The sequence below is a fragment of the Streptomyces olivaceoviridis genome (genome assembly GCF_014650115.1).
In the GTDB taxonomy this organism is placed as follows: domain Bacteria; phylum Actinomycetota; class Actinomycetes; order Streptomycetales; family Streptomycetaceae; genus Streptomyces; species Streptomyces olivaceoviridis.
This window is the reverse complement of record NZ_BMUI01000017.1, coordinates 15,009-33,258: the sequence shown is the minus strand read 5'-3', so window position 1 is coordinate 33,258 and position 18,250 is coordinate 15,009. Positions and strand designations below refer to the sequence as shown.

The 18,250-nt window shown below is 74.8% G+C and carries 14 protein-coding genes; 9 read left to right on the top strand and 5 right to left on the bottom strand.

The window, feature by feature from the left end; translation table 11 throughout:
* Nucleotides 1–661: 661 nt before the first annotated feature.
* Nucleotides 662–1,381, top strand: a complete 720-nt coding sequence (locus IE273_RS27835) for a GNAT family N-acetyltransferase (protein WP_189817922.1) — start codon at nucleotides 662–664, stop codon at nucleotides 1,379–1,381.
* A 378-nt stretch (nucleotides 1,382–1,759) separates the two neighbouring features.
* Here the strand turns inward: IE273_RS27835 and IE273_RS27830 are convergent, their stop codons facing one another.
* A complete protein-coding gene (locus tag IE273_RS27830) occupies nucleotides 1,760–2,464 on the bottom strand; it encodes a lysophospholipid acyltransferase family protein (RefSeq protein ID WP_189817921.1) in 705 nt (234 codons plus the stop codon).
* A gap of 588 nt (nucleotides 2,465–3,052) precedes the next feature.
* Nucleotides 3,053–3,511: a flavodoxin family protein gene (locus tag IE273_RS27825; RefSeq protein WP_189817920.1), complete on the bottom strand. Its 459-nt coding sequence runs from the start codon at nucleotides 3,509–3,511 to the stop codon at nucleotides 3,053–3,055.
* A 160-nt stretch (nucleotides 3,512–3,671) separates the two neighbouring features.
* Here IE273_RS27825 and IE273_RS27820 point away from each other — a divergent pair, with 160 nt between their 5' ends.
* Nucleotides 3,672–4,313 (top strand): class I SAM-dependent methyltransferase, encoded by a 642-nt coding sequence (locus IE273_RS27820; RefSeq protein ID WP_229887623.1) that lies wholly within the window; start codon nucleotides 3,672–3,674, stop codon nucleotides 4,311–4,313.
* 98 nt (nucleotides 4,314–4,411) lie between these two features.
* On the top strand, nucleotides 4,412–5,125 hold the full coding sequence (locus IE273_RS27815; RefSeq protein ID WP_189817918.1) for a lipoprotein: 714 nt from the start codon (nucleotides 4,412–4,414) through the stop codon (nucleotides 5,123–5,125).
* A 10-nt stretch (nucleotides 5,126–5,135) separates the two neighbouring features.
* Here IE273_RS27815 and IE273_RS27810 read toward each other — a convergent pair whose 3' ends face one another.
* Both IE273_RS27810 and IE273_RS27805 read right to left on the bottom strand, forming a co-directional pair.
* A complete protein-coding gene (locus tag IE273_RS27810; protein WP_189817917.1) occupies nucleotides 5,136–5,768 on the bottom strand; it encodes a GNAT family N-acetyltransferase in 633 nt (210 codons plus the stop codon).
* 118 nt (nucleotides 5,769–5,886) lie between these two features.
* Nucleotides 5,887–7,866: a DUF1996 domain-containing protein gene (locus IE273_RS27805; RefSeq protein WP_189818062.1), complete on the bottom strand. Its 1,980-nt coding sequence runs from the start codon at nucleotides 7,864–7,866 to the stop codon at nucleotides 5,887–5,889.
* 392 nt (nucleotides 7,867–8,258) lie between these two features.
* On the opposite strand from IE273_RS27805, the gene IE273_RS27800 reads away from it, so the two are divergent.
* The 5 genes from IE273_RS27800 to IE273_RS27780 all read left to right on the top strand — a co-directional run bounded on the left by IE273_RS27800 (nucleotide 8,259) and on the right by IE273_RS27780 (nucleotide 14,168).
* Nucleotides 8,259–9,818 (top strand): C40 family peptidase, encoded by a 1,560-nt coding sequence (locus IE273_RS27800; protein WP_229887622.1) that lies wholly within the window; start codon nucleotides 8,259–8,261, stop codon nucleotides 9,816–9,818.
* Nucleotides 9,819–9,977: 159 nt separating this feature from the next.
* Nucleotides 9,978–11,342, top strand: coding sequence for an FAD-dependent oxidoreductase (locus tag IE273_RS27795; RefSeq protein ID WP_189817916.1), 1,365 nt, complete (start codon nucleotides 9,978–9,980; stop codon nucleotides 11,340–11,342).
* A gap of 497 nt (nucleotides 11,343–11,839) precedes the next feature.
* On the top strand, nucleotides 11,840–13,054 hold the full coding sequence (locus tag IE273_RS27790; RefSeq protein WP_189817915.1) for a hypothetical protein: 1,215 nt from the start codon (nucleotides 11,840–11,842) through the stop codon (nucleotides 13,052–13,054).
* A 65-nt stretch (nucleotides 13,055–13,119) separates the two neighbouring features.
* Nucleotides 13,120–13,407: a YkvA family protein gene (locus IE273_RS27785; protein ID WP_189817914.1), complete on the top strand. Its 288-nt coding sequence runs from the start codon at nucleotides 13,120–13,122 to the stop codon at nucleotides 13,405–13,407.
* A 41-nt stretch (nucleotides 13,408–13,448) separates the two neighbouring features.
* Entirely contained in the window at nucleotides 13,449–14,168 is a 720-nt protein-coding gene (locus IE273_RS27780; RefSeq protein ID WP_189817913.1) for a 2-phosphosulfolactate phosphatase, read from the top strand.
* Between the two features lie 40 nt (nucleotides 14,169–14,208).
* Here IE273_RS27780 and IE273_RS27775 read toward each other — a convergent pair whose 3' ends face one another.
* Nucleotides 14,209–15,399 carry a hypothetical protein gene (locus tag IE273_RS27775; RefSeq protein WP_229887646.1) on the bottom strand — a complete coding sequence of 397 codons (1,191 nt, stop codon included), beginning with the start codon at nucleotides 15,397–15,399 and terminating at the stop codon, nucleotides 14,209–14,211.
* Between the two features lie 253 nt (nucleotides 15,400–15,652).
* Here IE273_RS27775 and IE273_RS27770 point away from each other — a divergent pair, with 253 nt between their 5' ends.
* Nucleotides 15,653–18,169: a SpoIIE family protein phosphatase gene (locus IE273_RS27770; RefSeq protein WP_189817912.1), complete on the top strand. Its 2,517-nt coding sequence runs from the start codon at nucleotides 15,653–15,655 to the stop codon at nucleotides 18,167–18,169.
* Nucleotides 18,170–18,250 lie beyond the last annotated feature (81 nt).

The window sequence follows — 18,250 nt, the reverse complement described above, 5'->3', positions numbered from 1 at the left end:
CAGGTCCCAGGACACCCTCGCAGGCGATCCGTGTGCGTCGCCATTCGATCACGTTCTGGCAGATGCAGCATGCACTTCACGGCTTGCCAATTTCAACCTGCCGGTTGCGGAGCGTGGTTGACGAGTGCCAGAGTGGACTCGCCGCTCCGGCCGACCCATGACGCCCGCACCCCCACCCAAGAGGCCGGATGCGCACCGGCTGCCGGTCCCGACCGGCGCCCCCGTACCACCCGGAGGCGAGCACCCCGGTCGACTCCCTGGGCCCCACGGCCCCGACCGCCTCGCCTCCGGGGCCACACGTCCCGCCCCGGCCGTCTGCTGAAGGACACCGCCACGGGCGGGGAGGTCACTCCTCCGTCGACGAGGGAGAGGCCTCACCGGACCCCGCGCACCGCGCACCACACCGCCCCCGGACCACCCCACTCGTCCGAAGGACAGCCATGCACCACACCCCCACCCCGACCCCGGCCGCCGACCCGTCCTGGACCCGCACCCGCCCCAAGCCCGGCTCCCAGGAACAGATCGGCTGAGCCGACCGCGCCCCCGCAGCGGTACGGCGACTCCGACCGCGACCCGCTAGATTCGCCGCCGGTGCGGAGCGTCCGCGCTCTCGGTGGGCCGGTGCCGTGTCCGCCGTGTGTGCTGTAGTGCCGGGGGTTCCATGGGCTGGTCGCTGTTCCGCCGTAGCCGGATCGCGCCGGGGCTTCCGGTGCCGGGGCGGTGCGGGCCCGGGCGGCATGCGCTGGCCACCGAACGGCTGTTGCTGTTCACCCCGCGCACCCGCCTGGACGTGGCCGCCGCGATCGCCGCGAGCGCGGACGCGCAGGCGCAAGGGTGGCTCGGCACCAAGGCGGACGAGGTACTGCCCGACCCCGCTGTCCGCCGGGCGCTGCTGGCCTGGCGGCCCGCCGGGGAGGACGGCCGGCGGATCCCCCGCGAGCTGGCGGAACCGTTCACGCCCGGCCCGGACGACCCGCTCCTGCTGGTCTGTGTGCGCCGGTCCGACCTCAGTTACGCCGGTGCCCTCGAACTCCAGCACCTGGCGGGCGAGATGGGCGGCTGGCTGGCCCCGGGCTGCCGTGGCCAGGGCCTGGGCGCGGAACTGTTCCGCGCGGGCCTGGAGCTGGCCCACACCCATCTCGGACTGGCCACCGTCCGGGCCGGGGCCGAGACCGGGAACACCGCGAGCCGGCGTGCCCTGGCCCGCGCGGGTCTCGTCCCCGACCAGGGTCCGCGCCGCCACACCCTGCCCGACGGCCGCGTGGTGGACGCCGTCTGGCACCGGCACGACACCGGGACGCCGGCGCACTGCGGCGACCGTCAGGAATCGTCCCGACGGCGCCCGGTCACCCGGTCCGGATCCGGCCACCGTACGTCGTAGGCCACCGAGGCGTTCGAACCAGCGGATCAGCCGGGCGCCGGCGTCGAGCCGGCCGGTGCGCATGCCGGCGGCGGTGGAGCGCCCGGCGCACAGACCCGCCCAGGCCGCGTCCCTGCCGATGCCCGCCGGGGTGACCAGTCCCCGTCCGGTGACGGCGACCGGGGCCCGCCGCGTGCCTGCTCCCACCTGGACCGGCGGAGGGTCAGCGGCGCCCGGCGCGCATGGGGCGCCCGGCTCACGGGCTCCGCCTCCTCGCCGGGTCCGCCTTCCTCGCCGGTCCGTCACTCCCGCCGGCCCGCCGCGCCCCTCAGGCCCATCACCCCCGCCGGCCCGCCGCGCCCCTCAAGTGCCCGGCACCCCGCCGGCCTGCCGCGCCCCTCAGGGGCCGTGCTTCCCGTCGGCCCGGCCCTCCCCCTCGGATCGTTCCTCCCCCGGCCCGTCCTCCAGGGCGCCGACCGCGGTCGACCACGCCTGGGCGAGTGCGGTTTCCAGGTCGTCCAGTGGGTGGTCGGACGTGTCCAGCCGGAGGGCGGGGCCGATGTGCACGTGGACGCGGGGCCGGCGTACGGGCGCGGTTGCCCAGCCGGCGAGCTGTTTGGCGAGGGGGCCGGAGGAGACCCGGCGGGCGCCCGCGTGGCCGACCGGCAGCACCGGGGCGCCGGTGGACAGCGCGAGGCGGACCACCCCGGACTTCAGGCGTCCGGGCGGGCGGTCGTGGGAGGCGCGGTAGCGGGGCAGGCCGCCCTCGGGGTAGATGAGCACGCCGCGCCCGGCGGTGAGGGCGTCGGCGGCGGCCCGGAGGGCGTCGGGGGCGCGGCGGCTGCCCCGGTGGACGGGCACGTGGCCCTCCCGGGTGAGGACCTGACCCAGGAGGGGCACCCGCCACAGCCCGGCGGTGGCCAGTACGGCGGGGCGCAGGCCGAGGCGGTGCAGGGTGCCGATGAGCAGGACCGGATCGAAGAACGAGGTGTGGTTGGCGGCGAGGACGTATCCGGTGCCGGACGGCCGCACCAGGTGCCGGGTGCCGCTCACGTCGGTGTCGCTGAAGACGGGCACCAGGGCCCCGGCCCATGCGGACAGCATCGGGCTCTCCTCTCCGCCGTCTCCCCCGCGCCGGTCATCACCGGCACCGCGCTCCCGCGCACGCCCATTCTGCCCCGAATGCCTGTTTGACGTGCGGTGTCCACCGGCCGGTGGGTGAATGGCGGCCATGGACCTACTCGCCGCGGGCGACGCGAACCCCGAGGTCGGCGTCCCGCACCGGGTGGCCCTGCCGCGCACGCCCGGGGCGGCCGGCGGGGCGGCCCGGCCCTCTTCGCCGGGTCGCGTGCGCACCGGCCGGTGTCCGGCACGCCCGTCGGCATGTTCGCCACCCGGCACCCCGACGTTCTGGAGGTGCTGCCTGCGCCCGGGACGTTCACCCTGGAAGTGCTGCCCGCGCCCAGGACGTTCACCCTGGAGGTGCGCGGCGTCCGGCTGCCCGCCCACGCGCGCCCGGCCCCGGGACGCCGGCGCCCCGACCGTCGAAGGCGGGCACGGCGTCGTACTCGTCGATGATGCCGGCGCCCCGGGCGGCTCCCGGGCAACAGAGCCCTTCGCGCGCAGACTTCGGCACACGCCGGTCAGCGGGGTACGACCGTACGAAGACCACTCCGGTGGCGGCGTGACGGCTCAGGCGCCGGGCATCAGGCCCGCCGCCACCGTGGCCCCCAACTCCCAGCACGCCTGGATGTCGGCCTTGCCCGGTTCGCCGGTGACGGTCACCGGCTCGGCCGCCCGGCGCCAGCCGAGGCCGGTGGTGACGGTCTCGATGGCGCGGACGGCACCGGTGACGTCGTTGCCGCCGTGGACGTAGAAGCCGAAGGGGCGGCCACGGGTCTCGTCCAGGCAGGGGTAGTAGATCTGGTCGAAGAAGTGCTTGAGGGCGCCGGACATGTAGCCGAGGTTGGCGGGCGTGCCGAGCAGGTAGCCGTCGGCTTCCAGCACGTCGGAGGCGGTGGCCGACAGGGCCGCCCGGCGTACGACGCGCACGCCCTCGATCTCGGGTGTCGTGGCTCCCGACACGACCGCCTCGAACAGGGCCTGGCAGTTCGGTGAAGGGGTGTGATGGATGATCAGCAGGGTAGGCACACCCGGCACCCTGCCGTGCGCGTACCGTCCCTCGCAAACGGCGGTTTCGAGGCGAATTCCCAGGCACACTTCGAGACGCCGTTCAAGGCGCGGTTCAAGGCCACGCGACCGGCTCGCCGGGGGCGGGACGCGCGGCCGGACCGGGACAGGAGGATCAGTCGTGGTCGACGAGGACCGCAGGGCGCAGGCCGCCGTGGTGTTCGACAAGCTGGGGCTCGCCTACGAGCAGGCGTTCGCCGACTCCGTACCGCACCGGGCGTCTCTGCGCTGGCTGGTGGAACGGCTGGCGCCGGGCAGCAGGGTGCTGGACGTGGGCAGCGGGACGGGCCGCCCGACCGCGCGGACACTGACCGAGGCCGGGCACCGCGTGCTGGGCATCGACGTCTCACCGGTCATGGTCGACCTGGCCGTGCGGCAGGTGCCCGGGGCCGAGTTCCGGCTCGCCGACATCCGGGACACGCCGTTGCCGCAGGACTCGTTCGACGCCGTGTGCGCGTACTTCTCGCTGGTGCAGATGTCCCGCGCCGAACAGGCGGCCGTCGTGGCGAAGCTGGTCCGCGCGGTACGACCCGGCGGCTTCGTCGTGCTGGCCACCGTGCCGCTGGACCTGGAGGACACCGAGGGTCTCTTCATGGGGCAGCCGGTCCGGATCACGAGCTTCACCGCGGAGGCGTTCACCGAACTGGCCTCCGGCGCGGGCCTGACGGTCCTGGCCGAGGAGCAGACCGTGTTCACCCCGCGCGCCCCCGAGGCGGGCCCCGAGCCGCAGCTCTTCCTGCACTGTGTGCGCGAGGCCGGATGACAGGCGACCGGTGAGCCGCAGCCGGTGACCCGCACCGCGGTCGGCGTTGTCGGTGCCCTCGGTTACAGTGACCGCTCTGAACCGAAGGGGAGGCAACAGTGCAGGTCGGGGTGGGGACCGCCGGAGGCCGCATCGTCGTGGCGGCGGCGCTCGCCGCGGTGCTCGGCGGGTGCGCCGAGTCCGCGGACGGCGACGGGGAGAAGTCCGCGAGCGCGTCGGCGAGCACCAAGGGCGCGACGGCCGGGGGCACGGGCGCGAAGGGGACGGCGGCGGCCCGCGGCGGCACGATCGGCGCGGCCGGTTCGGCCTGCGAACTGCCCGTGAGCTTCGACATCGCCCAGCACTGGAAGGCCAAGTCGATCGACGCCGACAAGGAGTTGGCCAAGTCCTCCCAGGGCGAGGACGGCGATCTCAGCGGGGCGCTCGCCGACGCCTTCCTGCGGCAGGGCCCGGTCACGGCCGCCTGCGAGATCGACGCCAAGCCGGCCGGCAACATCGGCTTCCTGCGCGTGTGGACGGGCAAGGCCGGCGACGCGGACGCGGGCGGAGTGCTGCGCGCGTTCGTCGCCGCCGAGGACAACGTCAGCAAGGCCAGGTACCACTCCTTCAAGACCGGCGGCGGCGTCTCGGCGGTGGAGGTGGAGTACCTCTACACGAGCAAGCTCCTGGACGAGACGAAGAAGGAGAGCGCCTTCGCCGTCAGCACGCCCGACGGCCCCGTCGTCCTGCACCTCGGAGGCATGGACTCCCAGGAGCACGAGGAGATGCGGCCCGCCTACGACCTCGCCAAGCAGACGCTCAAGCTCGGCTGAGGACCGCCGCTCACCCACGTGCCGTGGACCGGCCCAGGTAGGTGAGAGGGCCCGCGTCGGCGACCGGGATCTCGTGGAAGCCGACCCGGTCGTAGAAGGCGCGGGCGGCGATGTTGACGGTGACCATGCCGAGGTGGACGGCCTGGACGCCCTGTCCGCGCAGGGCGTCCAGGAAGGTGTGCAGCAAGCGGCGGCCGTGGCCCTGCCCCTGCCAGGGCGGCAGCAGGTCGATGTGCAGATGGGCGGGGTAGGCGGCGAGTTCGGGGACGAGCATCCGCCCCGGATGGTACAGGAGGCGGATCATCTCCTCGGTGGGCGTGCGGGGCGGCGCGGCGGGCTCCGGATAGCGGCCGGCCAGCCGGGGGATCCAGCTCCGCCGGAAGTCCTTCACGAAGCGCTCGGTGTCCGCCGTACCGACGATGTATCCCACCGCCCGGCCCGTGCCGTCGTCCAGTACGAAGGCCAGGTCCGGGTCGAAGTGGCAGTACGGCTCGGCGAAGAGCGACGGCATCAGGCGCTGGTCGGGGTAGAGGGCCCGGGAGTCTCCCCCGTTGTGCGCGGTGCGGACGCAGACGTCGGCCACGGCGTCGCGGTCGGCGGGACGGTAGGGCCGGATCAGCGGGTGCGGAGGGAGAGACGGCATGCCCTTATCATCACCTCCTTGGGAGCGCTCCCACAAGGGGTCCTGAGCGCTCCTGCCAAGCGTCGCCGGCGGACGGCGGCGACCGCCTCGGAGGGGGGCCGCCGCCGTCCGCGCACGGTCAGTAGCGCATGCGCCTGGCGCGGAGAAGCATGAACAGACCCGACAGGGCGAGCAGCGTGCCGATGGCCGCGGGCCACAGACGGGCGCCGGTCTCCGCCAGACCGCCCCGGCTCGCCTGGGGTTCGGTCCCCGCGGCCGGCGGCGGGGCGTACGCGGCGGCGGGGGCGGGGGCGGCCTGACTCGGCGCGGACGGGGCCGGTGCCGAACGCGCCGGCGTGGACCGGGGTGCGGCGGACACGGCGGGTGCCGCCTCGTCGTCCGTGTCGTGCTTGGTGGTGCGAGCGGGCGACGTCGTCGCGTCGTGCCGTGGCGTCTCAGCGGACCGGGAGGCCGACGGCGCGGGCGGGGAGGTGACGCCCCCGCTGTTCTCCTCGTTCCCGCCGTTCTCCTCGCCGGAGCCGTCACCCGGCGCCGCCGTGGCACTCGAAGTCGCCGTGGGCGTCGGCGTCGTGGGCGTCGGCGTCGTGGCGGAGCCGTCGTCGGCGGAGGAACCGCAGGCGCGACCGGAGTTGATGCAGTCGACCATCTCGCGCATCAGGTCCTCGCCGAAGACGTTGATGAAGTCGCCGTGGTCGGTGACGGGCTTGTGCAGCTGCTCGGGGAAGGAGTCCACCGCGAACAGCGGTACGGTACGGCCGCCGTCCGCGAGGCTCGGCACGTCGACGTCGTAGACGATGCGCTGCACCAGCTGCGGAATGGGCTCGAAGCCCGCCGGGCAGGAGCCGTCGGCGGCCGTGAAGGCCACGTGGGTGCGGTGGTTGGCGCTGTCGATGTTGCGGCCGTCCCAGCAGCTCTGGAAGCTGAAGGTGCGCACCACGTCGCTGCCCGGCGGGCACAGCGGGTACTTGTCCTTCAGTTGCCGGTTCTCGTAACCGGTGCAGCTCCAGGACGCGTTGGCGTTGCCGGGGCCGTTGACGAAGGCCTTGGCGTCGCCCGTGATGATGCGCAGCAGACGCGGCATGGCGGTGACCTTGCCGCGCGGGTTCCCGACGAAGGTCAGCGTGACCTGCTCGGGTGTCACGATCCGGCCCGCGTTGCCCTCCGTACCGCCGCCCGGGGCCCCGGCGTCCCGCTCCCGGGTGCCGTTCTGGAGGCGCAGCACCGGCCAGTAGTACGACGACTTGTCGCCCTGGTCGGCACAGCTCGTACCGGCCTTGGCCAGATCCTCGTCGCTGGCGAAGGCGTTGTTGCCCTGGTTGCCGATGTAGTCGTGGAAGTGGTGGGCGCCGTTGGAGACGCCGGGCGCGACGATGACGTTGTCGGAGTTGAACAGGCCGCCCGCGTTGACACCGCAGTCGGAGGTGAACGTGCCGCGCGAGGCGCCGGCCCGCGGCGGCGGGGCCGGTGCCTCGGGCGGTACGGCGGTGATGTCCGCGTAGTCCGACACGACGGGCCCGTTGCCGCCCTGCCCGGCGCCGTTCTGCGCTTGACCACTGCCGCTCTGTCCCTGACCGCTGCCGCCCTGTCCTTGAGCGCTGTCGCCTTGGTCCGCACCGGCACCGTCCTGTCCCTGACCGCTGCCGCCCTGTCGGCCGTCGTCGTCCGGCGTACCGGTGGGCTGACCGTTGTCGCCGGGGCGCAGGGTGCAGGCGGCCAGATAGTCCAGGCCCCGCGGGCGTTCCCCCGCCCGGCCGATGGCGTCGGCGATCCGTCCGATGGACTCCGACCGCTTCTCCTGAAGCGGCTTCATGATGGTTTCCCCGGCGAAACCGGCGCCCTCCCCGCCGCCCCGCCCCGCCTGCCGCACCTGCTGGTACGCCGCCGCGATCTGCTGGTCCAGCGCGGCGAGTTCGCGATCGACCTCGGGACGGGCCGCGTCCGGCACGGCCGTCAGCCGGCCGCCGACATCGGGGCAGTCGATGGTCGCCATGCCCGAGGACAGGACGTGTCCGGAGGCGTCCGTGCCGGATCCGCCGCCCCAGCCCTCGGTGGCCGAGGCGTAGACGTTCGCCCCGACGAGCCCGGCTCCGCCGAGCATCAGGGCGACCGCGGCGAGGGTCGCGCGTCGTGCGCCGGTCGGGCGTCTGCGCCTGTTGCGTACCAAGGTCGTCCCCTGTGTGATCGCCGGTGGTCTGACCGCCCGTGGGTGGGGCCGGGCGGTCGGGCATGGAGTTCCCCGGCTTCATACGGCGGGCGAAGCCACCGCGTTCAACGGAATCGCGAATTCACCAGAACCTCACAGGAATCCATGGCCGCCGCCCCTTCCCTCTCGAACGCCGTCGCGAACATCACGAATATGTATCGGACATTTCACACCTCAACCTTCACAGGAGGTACACACGTTGGCTAGGTTGACGCGAGGCCGCCGCCCGGCTCTGCCCCGGCGAGCCGCCCAACTGCCCTGCGGGGCAAGGAAGGAGCACGTCTTCCATGGCGCCGGAGAGCCGCGACGAGGTCCGCCAGCGGATCGCATCCCTCTACGACCGGGCGGAGAACGACACCGGTAACTTCAACGCGACCCGGGCCATGGCCGCCCGGACGCGTTCGCGTGGCGTACCGCTGGCCAAGCGGGCGGGCCGGCGTCCGGACCCGGCACTGGACGAGGTCGCCCGACAGTGGTTCGACGCGGTACGCGCCGATGTCGGCCCGACCGTGCCCGCCGTACTGCCCGCGGACCGGCTGCCCGGCAGGTCCCCCGCGCCGGCGCGCTCGCGGGAGCGGATGGACGGGCTTCCGCTTGCGGGGGGTGAGCGGGAGACCCGCGCCCTGCCGGGCGGCGGCAGCGAGCCCCTCGGTCTCCCGAGGGGCGGCAGCGAGGGCCTCGGCCTCCCCGCTCTCCCGGCCGGCGGCGGGGAGAGCCCCGCTCTTCCGGGCGGTGAGCGGCGGGCGCTGGGGACGGGCGGCCTGCCTCAACAGCGGTCCGTGGCACCCGGGACGGGCGGCCTGCCCGAACAGCCGCCTGCGGCAATGGAATTGAGCACCGGCCAGGCAGTGTCCGAACTGACGACGGGCTCGGCGACGGACCCGACGGGCGGGCACCTGCCGGCTCTGGAGACCGGGCGGACGACGCCGGCCGACACCGCGAGCAGCATGGAACTTCCGGAGACGGCTCCGGGGTTGAGCAGCGTTACGGCAGACACGGCCGGCTGGGGCACGGCAGAGACGGTCGGCTGGGGCGCGACGGAAACGGTGAGTCCTGACATCCTGCCGGTCGCCGCGCGACCCGCCGCTCAGCGGGCGGCGGTTCAGCTGCCCCGGACACTCCCCGGCTCCGCCGGGTTCGTTCGCCTGTCCCCCGCTGCCTCGAAGGCCGGGGCTCGGCGCAAGCTCGACACAGCGCGTGACGTGCTGTCCGGACGCACCGCCCGGCTCGGCCTGCCGGACACCGCCGTTCAGCCGGTCCCGGTACCGGTACCGCCCGACTGGTCGGCGGGGGTGCAGCGGACGGCGCAACCCGCCATGCCCTCGGCCGTCCCGTGGCAGCGGCAGGGCGCGGAACCCGATCCGTCGGCGGCGCCGATGGCAGCCGCTCCGCCGGTCGGCATCACCGCTCCCGTGACCGACACCGGCTCCCTGCCCCCGTCCCTCCCCCTACCCCTGCCCGCGCCCGCCTCCGTCGAGTCGCCTCGCGCCCTCCGTGCCGCCAAGGCCATCGCGTTCGCTCGGGCGCAGCTTGGGAAGCCGTGCGTGTGGGGTGCGACCGGGCCGGACTCCTACGACTGCTCCAGCCTCACCCAGGCCGCGTGGAAGGCGGCCGGTGTCGCGCTGCCGCGCGCCGCGCACGAGCAGGCGCTGGCCGGAACGCCGCTCACGACGGCCGGGCTCGAACCCGGCGACCTCGTTCTCTTCTTCCAGGACGAGCGGCACGTGGGCCTGTACGTCGGCGAGGGAATGATGGTCCACGCCCCCGGACCGGGGTCGTCCATCCGCGAGGAGTCGATCTACGGCGCCGGCGAGGCAGCGATCCACCGAATCATCCGGCCCGCCTGACGGGGGCCCCGACGGCACCGCCCCGCCCATAAGGCACCGCTAGGTAAGGCATAAGATCAGCTTATGAGGTCATAGACCGGACCCGCGTACCGACTTAGGTGTGCCTTAGTTTAGGCTTCGTGATCAAGTCGCCCATTCACGCTCGAAGGGAACCTGATCATGCCGCGCCCCCTGCGGGTAGCCATTGTCGGAGCCGGCCCCGCCGGGATCTACGCCGCCGACGCCCTGCTCAAGTCCGAGGTGGCCGCCGACCCCGGTGTCTCCATCGACCTCTTCGAGCGGATGCCCGCCCCGTTCGGCCTGATCCGGTACGGCGTCGCGCCCGACCACCCGCGCATCAAGGGCATCATCACCGCCCTGCACCAGGTGCTCGACAAGCCGCAGATCCGCCTGTTCGGCAACGTCGACTACCCGACGGACATCAGCCTGGACGACCTGCGCGCCTTCTACGACGCGGTGATCTTCTCGACCGGCGCGATGGCCGACCGCGAGCTGTCCATACCCGGCATCGACCTGGACGGTTCCTACGGCGCCGCTGACTTCGTCTCCTGGTACGACGGTCACCCGGACGTGCCCCGCACCTGGCCCCTGGAGGCCGAGAAGGTCGCCGTGCTCGGTGTCGGCAACGTCGCCCTGGACGTCGCCCGCATCCTCGCCAAGACCGCCGACGAGCTGCTGCCGACCGAGATCCCGCCGAACGTCTACGACGGTCTGAAGGCCAACAAGGCCCTGGAGATCCACGTCTTCGGCCGCCGTGGCCCGGCCCAGGCGAAGTTCAGCCCGATGGAGCTGCGCGAGCTGGACCACTCCCCGAACATCGAGGTCATCGTCGATCCCGAGGACATCGACTACGACGAGGGCTCGATCGAGACCCGGCGCGGCAACAAGCAGGCCGACATGGTCGCCAAGACGCTGGAGAACTGGGCGATCCGCGATGTCGGCGACCGCCCGCACAAGCTCTTCCTCCACTTCTTCGAGTCGCCGGCCGAGATCCTCGGCGAGGACGGCAAGGTCGTCGGTCTGCGCACCGAGCGCACCGCCCTGGACGGCACCGGCAACGTCAAGGGCACCGGCGAGTTCAAGGACTGGGACGTCACGGCGGTCTACCGCGCGGTCGGCTACCTCTCCGAGAAGCTGCCCAAGCTCCCCTGGGACATCGACTCCGGAACCGTCCCGGACGAGGGCGGCCGGGTGATCGAGGAGGGCGGCACCCACCTGCGGTCCACCTACGTCACCGGCTGGATCCGGCGCGGCCCCGTCGGTCTCATCGGCCACACCAAGGGCGACGCCAACGAGACCGTGGCCAACCTGCTGGACGACTTCGCCGGCGGCCGTCTGCACACCCCCGCCTCGCCCGAGCCGGAGGCCGTGGACGCCTTCCTCGCCGAGCGCAACGTCCGCTTCACCACTTGGGAGGGCTGGTACAAGCTGGACGCCGCCGAGCGTGCCCTGGGCGAGCCGCAGGACCGCGAGCGCGTGAAGATCGTCGAGCGTGAGGACATGCTGCGGGAGAGCGGGGCGTAACCGCCCTCCTCCCTCCGGGTCCCAGGGGGCCGGCGCCGATGCGCCGGCCCCCGCCCCGTTCCGTGCGGTGCCGCGCCACCCGCGCGAACAGCTCGCACCACGACGCGTGCGCAGGCCGGGCGCGGCCGGGACAGGGCGGTCCCGAGGGCGACGGGTCCGTGCGCCGGGCGGATCACAGCAGCCGACCGAGGGCGCCGCGGCGGGCGCGCGGGTGCGTGGCGTTCCGGTGGGTGCCGGCAGGAGTGAACGGGGTCCGCCCCTGGGCGGATGGACGGGCGGGCCCCGTTCGCCGGACATTGTGGGCGCCGCGACCGCCGGCCGGGCACGGGTGAACCGCGGTCACCTGACGCGCACCGCGCACACCCCGGGCGTACGGCGCACACCCCGCGCTCCGGTCGTACTCCCGGGCGACGCGCGGGGCCGGGCCCCCGCCGCCGTATCGCCCCGCCGAACGGTGATACTGGGAGGCACACCTGCCCCCATCAGCAGATTGGCTCATGTCGAACTCCGCCGGCGACCGCGCCACCACCCCGCAGACCCTCTGGGCGGCCCGGGGCCGCCACACCGGTCCCGCCCCCGAGAACGTCCTCCGCCGCACCCTGCGACGGCACAAGGAGAGCGGTGACATCGACGACTTCGCCGAGCCGCCCGCGGCCGGGGACCCGGCGCGGCGGGTCTTCGAGGCCCGCTGGCGAGCCGGCGGCACGGTGACCGTACGGGCCCGGCTCACCCTCGTACCGCAGGAGGGCCGGCTGCCGGGCCACGAGTGGCGGCTGGTCGCGGAGGCGGAGCGTCCGTGGGACGACGCCTGGCCGTCGCCAGCGACGCTCTTCTGGCCCGAGGGCGGCTCGGGCGAGGACGACGACGGCTCCTGGGACCATCACCCCACGGTCGCGGGCCTGCGCTTCCGGCACGTCAACGCGCTGCCGGAGGACGACAAGGACATGCGGCGCCTGCTGCGGGACGCGGCCCGGGAGGCGTGGTGCGTCCATGTCGTCGTCCACGAGGCGATGACACCCGACGAGCGGGGCCGGCTGCCGCTGGCGCGGCTGCTGCCGCCCGGCCTGCGGCACCGCGTCATCGAGCACCGGGCCGCACCGCAGCAACTGCGCGCCGTCAACTGGGCGTTGAAGGACCTCGGTGTCGAGGTGCCGCGCGGCGGCGCGGTGCTGCTGCCGCCGGATCCGGCGCCTGAGGGCTACGACGGCCGGGAGCACAGCGTACGCACCGTCTTCCTGGACGGTTCGGAACCGGCCGGACTCCTCGCGGCGCTACGGCACTTCGTCGCCCTGCCCCGGCCGCTGCCGGGAGACGCCGAGGAGGCGCTGACGGACCTGCGCGAGAACTGGACCCTGATGACCCTTCAGGAGCAACTGGAGCGCGAGCGGCGGCTGGTCGCCATGTACGCCGAGGCGCTGGAGGCGATGACGAAGTCCCGGGACCTGTACAAGCAGGCCGCCGAGCAGGCGCTGGAGGCCCTGGCGGCGTACCGCGACGTGCCCGTGCCCGCCCTCCCCCAGCAGCGGCCCGCCGCCCGGACACCGGGCGCGTTGCAGCAGCTGACGCGGACGTTCGAGCGGCTCAAGCTGACGACCAAGGGCCGGCAGCAGCAGGGGTCTGCCGAGGATTCCCCACCGGACGGCACGGCGCCGGCGGACGACGGCGCGGGGGCCGCGGGCGCCGGCGGCGATGCGGACGAGCGTTCATCGTAGGAGTCCGTCGGGGTACACGGACGGTCGTACCGTTCGTAAGCGCCCCACTCCGGCAAGGAGCCGCTATGGACACGACCACGACCCTGCTGGTGATCGCCGCCGTCGTCGCGGCGGTGCTGCTCGCCGTCGCGGTCCGGCTGCTGGTGCGGCTGGTGCGGGCGCGGCGGACGCTGCGGCGGGCGGGGCTGCCGACGGGGCCCCGGTGGGTGTTCTGGGGCGCGGTCGCCTATCTGGTGCTGCCCACCGATCTGCTGCCCGACCCGGTCTACCTGGACGACATCGGCGTCCTGCTCCTCGCCCTGCGCAGCCTGCGCACCGCCCGGCCGCTGCCGGGCGGGACGACCGAGCCCTGACCGGCCGGGCGTGGTGTACCGCACCGGGGGTGTGCCGCACCATGGGGCGATGCGACCCGTGTGTTCACCGGCATACCCGGTGCCCCCCGGCGGCCCCCGGCGTGGCCGTGGTCGTCGACGTGATGCGCGCGTTCACCGTGGCCGCCTGGGTGTTCCGGCGCGGCGCCGAGCGGATCGTCTTCGCCCGCACGCTGCGGGAGGCGCTCGCGCTGAAGGCCCGTCATCCGGACTGGCTCGCCTGTCAGGACGGGGCGCCGACGCCGGGGTTCGACCTGGTCAACTCGCCCGCCCGGCTGCGTGCGCCGGACCTGCGGGGCCGTACGGTCGTCCAGAAGACCACCGCCGGGACGGCCGGGGCGCTGGCCGTGGCGGACGCCGGGCTGCTGCTGTGCGCGAGCTTCGCGGTGGCCGGGGCGACCGCCGGGGCGCTGCGGCGGGTACGGGCGCGGGCGGTGACCTTCGTGGTCACCGGGGACGGCGGACGGGCCGAGGAGGATCGGGCCTGCGCGGAGTACATCGCGGAACGCGTGCGGACGGACGACGCCGACGCGGGCCCCTATCTGGCGCGGGCCCGGCGCTCCACCGCCGCCGCACGGCTGGCCGACGGTGCGCGGCGCGGGTGGGCCGGTGTCGATCCCGACGACGTGGCCGTGTGCCTGGAGACGGACACGTTCCCGTCGGCCATGGCGGCCACCCGGGAGGACGGCCACCTGGTGCTGCGCCCCTGGGCACCCCCCAGGCGCCCGGCCTCCTTGGCATGAAGCGAGCCCGGCGGACCAGGCCCGACCCGGCGGGACGACCTCAACCGGCGTCCTCCCGCTCGGCCTTGCCCAGGGTCAGGGCCGTGAGCAGGACCGCCAGTGCGCCGAGTGCCGCTGCCGCGGCGGTCGGACCGGCCAGCCACGACGGTGCCAGGGTCGCCGCCCGCACCCGGGCCGGGTCCGGCAGGCTGAACCGTCCGCCGAGCACGTGCCCGGCGGCGAGCACCGCCGTGACCCCGACCGCGGCCGTCGCCGCCACGAGCCGGGCCGGCGCCGCCCGCGCGGTGAGGGCGAGCGCCAGCAGGCCGCACAGCGCCGAGGCGAGCAGGGTGGCCCCGAGGGCGCCGTGGGACAGCCCGGTCCAGTAGCGCGGGGCATGCGCCGTACCGCACAGGAACACCAGCAGTGCGGCGCACCGGGCAGCCCACAGGCAGGCCGTCGGCGTCCGGTCGTCCCCGGCCCGGTCCGCACCCGCCCGTCGTCCTTCCGTCCGCCCCTGCGCGTCGGACCGCGGTGTCCTCGTCCGCCCTTCGACAACGATGCGCCGGGTCTTCACCGGCCCTGCGGCGGCCGGCCGTCCCGCCGTCGCCGGCTCTTCCGGGGCGGACCGCCCCGCCTCCGCCGACGCCTGTGGGGCCGACCACCCCACCTCCCATACGACCGCCGGTGCCACGGCGGCGGACACCGAGCGCTCCTCGGTCTGACTCGTCCGCCGTTCCGCCGCCAGCCGGCCGATCAGCTCGGCGAGTTCCTCCACGGGCCGGTGCACCGCCACCGCCCGCACAGCGGCTTCCGCGCAGTGGGATTCCGCCGGGCCGCGGTGCAGCAGCTGCACCAACCGGGAGACGTCCTCCAGGGGGCGGCGCTGAGCGGCGGCCCGGATCGCCTCGTCGGCGCTGTCGCTGTCCCGGGGCGGTTCGGTCAGCAGCGTGACCAGGCGGGTGACGTCCTCCACCGACCGGTCGACCGCGACCGCGCGCAGCACGTCGGCTGTCGTCCGGGCCGGTTCGGGCGTGCTCTCCAGCAGCGTGATGAGCCGGACCACGTCCTCCAGCGGGCGGTCGGCGACGGCCGCGTGGACCAGGCTGCGCAGGGGGTCGCCGTGCGCGGGTTCCTCCGGGGGGAGCGGCCGTACGGGCCGCGCGAGGAGGTGCGGGGACGAGGTGGGGGCAGCCGGTGCCGTGGATATCACCGAGTCGTCGGGACGGGGGGATGAAGAGCAGGTCGTCATCTCGTCTCCAGGAGAGGGGTGCGACCGCACCCGCGCCGCGTCTGCGGTCGCCGCGTCACGGACTCCATTACTAGGAGCGGGCCCCGGAGCCCGCCACTCGGGCGGGGCACTGGTGTGAGCCGGCCCGGTGCCCTCCGACCGGTACCGGGGCCCGCCCCGCCCCTCTCCACCCCGCCCAGGTGCGTTCCGCGCGTCTCGTGGCGCATTCTTGCTGTGTCATCCACCCGGAGCCGCACGGGACGAGGTGGGGCCGATGGCCGGGAGCGACGAGCGGGCGGTCCGTACGCGGGCCCGGCTGACCGCGCTGCTGACCGACGTCTCGACCGGCGTCCTCACCGCGGCGGGCGGCCGGGTGGCGGGCGTGTACCTGCGCTCCCGCACCCCGGGCCTGCTGCGCCTGGCGGTCCTCACGGGGCTGCCCGGTCCGCTGTTCAGGTCCTGGTGGCGGCTGCACGTCGGCCGGCCGTTCCCGGTCGCCGACGCCTACCGGCTCGGCGTCCAGGTGGTCCTGCCGAACGCCACGGAGACCATGCGCCGGTATCCGCAGTTCGCGGCCGGTCTGCCCTTCCCGTTCGGGTCGGTGCACGTGCCGGTGCCGGGCGCGACCGCACCGCTGGGGGTGCTCACGGTCCTGCACCCGGCGGTGACGGACACCGTGGACGACCTGCTCGACCGGGAACTGCTCGGCCGGCTGGCCGAGGGCCTGGGCACCGAACTGCTCGGTCTGGCCGACGGCGACGAGGACGCGATCGTCTGGGACGGCGAGCCGCTGTGCGTACGGCCGCCCGCGAGCCGGCCCGCCCGGGTCGCCGTAGGACGCTTCAGCTGGGACCCGGCGACTTCCGTGGTGCGTGCGGACGACCGGCTGCACGCCCTGCTCGGGCTGCGCCCCGGCGAGTTCGCGGGGACGATGACGGCGCTCGCGGACGCCGTGGCCCCCGCCGACGCGCACCGGATCCTGGCCGCGCTGCGCGACACCGCCGCCGGGAAACCGCCGAGCGCGCCGCTGAGCCTGCGCGCCCGCGACGGCACGCCGCGGCTGCTGGACCTGTGGCCGGCCGACGCGGACCGCGCGGACCGCGCCGGGACGGCGGTCCACGGGGTGGTGTTCGACCCCGGTACGGCCGTCTCCGCCGACGGCGCGGCCGACCTGCTGCCGGAGGGTGTGTTCTGCCTGGACCGGCTGGGGCTGATCGTGTACGCCAACCCGGCGGCGGCCCGGCTCACGGGCCGGGCGCGGGAGCGGCTGCTGGGGCAGGCGCTGTGGGAAGCGCTGCCCTGGCTGACCGGGCCGCCGTACGACGACCATCTGCGCGGCGCCCTGCTCTCCCCCGAGCCGGTGCGCTTCCACGCCCGGCGGCCGGCCGACGACCGGGACGAACCCGGTGAGGGCGACTGGCTGGCGGTCTCGGTGCACCCCGGAACGGACCTGCTGACCTGCGTGCTCGTCCCGGCCAGCCGGGTGGACGCCGCGAGCGGGCCGGCGCCCGCGGCCGAGGCCCCGGAGGACTCCGTGGCGGGCGCCCGCTCGATGACGCCGCTGTACCGGCCGATCGCGCTGGCCATCGCGCTGACGGACGCGGTGACCGCCCGGCAGGTGTCGGCGGTGGTCATGCAGGAGTTGCTGCCCGCGTTCGGCGGCCGGCGGCTGGCCATCTACCTGCTCCAGGACCGGCATCTGTACCTGGCGTGGGAGACGGGGTTCCCGCAGGGCTTCCTCGCGCCGTTCGAGGGCATCGGCCTCGACGCGCACGTGCCCGGTGTGGAGACCCTGACCACCGGCCGGCCGCTGTTCTTCGAGAACATGCGGCAGATCGCGGCGGCCTATCCGGGGATCGCCCTCGACGCGCGGGAGGGCTCGCGTGCCTTCCTGCCGCTGATCGCCTCGGGCAGGCCGGTGGGCTCCTGCATCCTCGGCTTCGACCGCGAGCGCGCCTTCAGCACGGAGGAACGCACGGTCCTCACCGCGCTCGCCGGGCTGATCGCGCACGCGATGGAACGGGCACGGCGCTACGACGACGAGGCGGCCCTCGCCCGCGGCCTGCAACAGGCCCTGCTGCCCCGTCGGCTGTCGACGCATCCTCGGGTGGAGACCGTGGGGCGGTATCTGCCGGGGACGCAGGGCATGGACGTGGGCGGTGACTGGTACGACGTGGTGGAGGCCGGGGACGGGCTCGCGCTGGTCATCGGTGATGTGCAGGGGCACGGGGTGCAGGCGGCGGCCACGATGGGCCAGCTGCGCAGCGCCGTGCGCGCGTTCGCGCTGGGCGACCGGCCGCCGGACGAGGTCCTGAGCGGTACCAACCACCTGCTGATCGACCTGGACCCCGGCCAGTTCGCCAGCTGCTGTTACGTGCGTCTGGACCCCGCCACCGGCCGGGCCCGGGTCGCCCGGGCGGGCCATCCGCCGCCGCTGCTGCGCTGCCCGGACGGCCGGACCCGGCTGCTGGACATCTCCGGAGGTGTCGTGCTCGGCGTGGATCCGCACGCCCGGTACCCGGTGACCGAGCTGCGGCTGGAGCCGGACGCGATCCTCGCCCTGTACACCGACGGTCTGGTGGAGCGGCCCGGCGCCGACATCGACGACGGCATCGCGTCCCTGCGGCTGGCGCTCGCCCAGGCCGGTGTCGGTACCGGCCTGGGCGGCGGGCGGTCCCTGTCCGGGGTCGCCGACCGGCTGACGGCCACCGCCCGGCGCGCCACCGACCGCCCCGACGACGTGGCCCTGCTGCTGGCCGCCCGCCGCCCCCCGCCCGCTCCCGGCCGGTGACCGGCCCACCCCGTCCACCCGGGCCCGCCCCCTGCCCGGCGCTCGGCCGTCGCCGCCTCGGGTGATGGTCTCGCCTGCGGG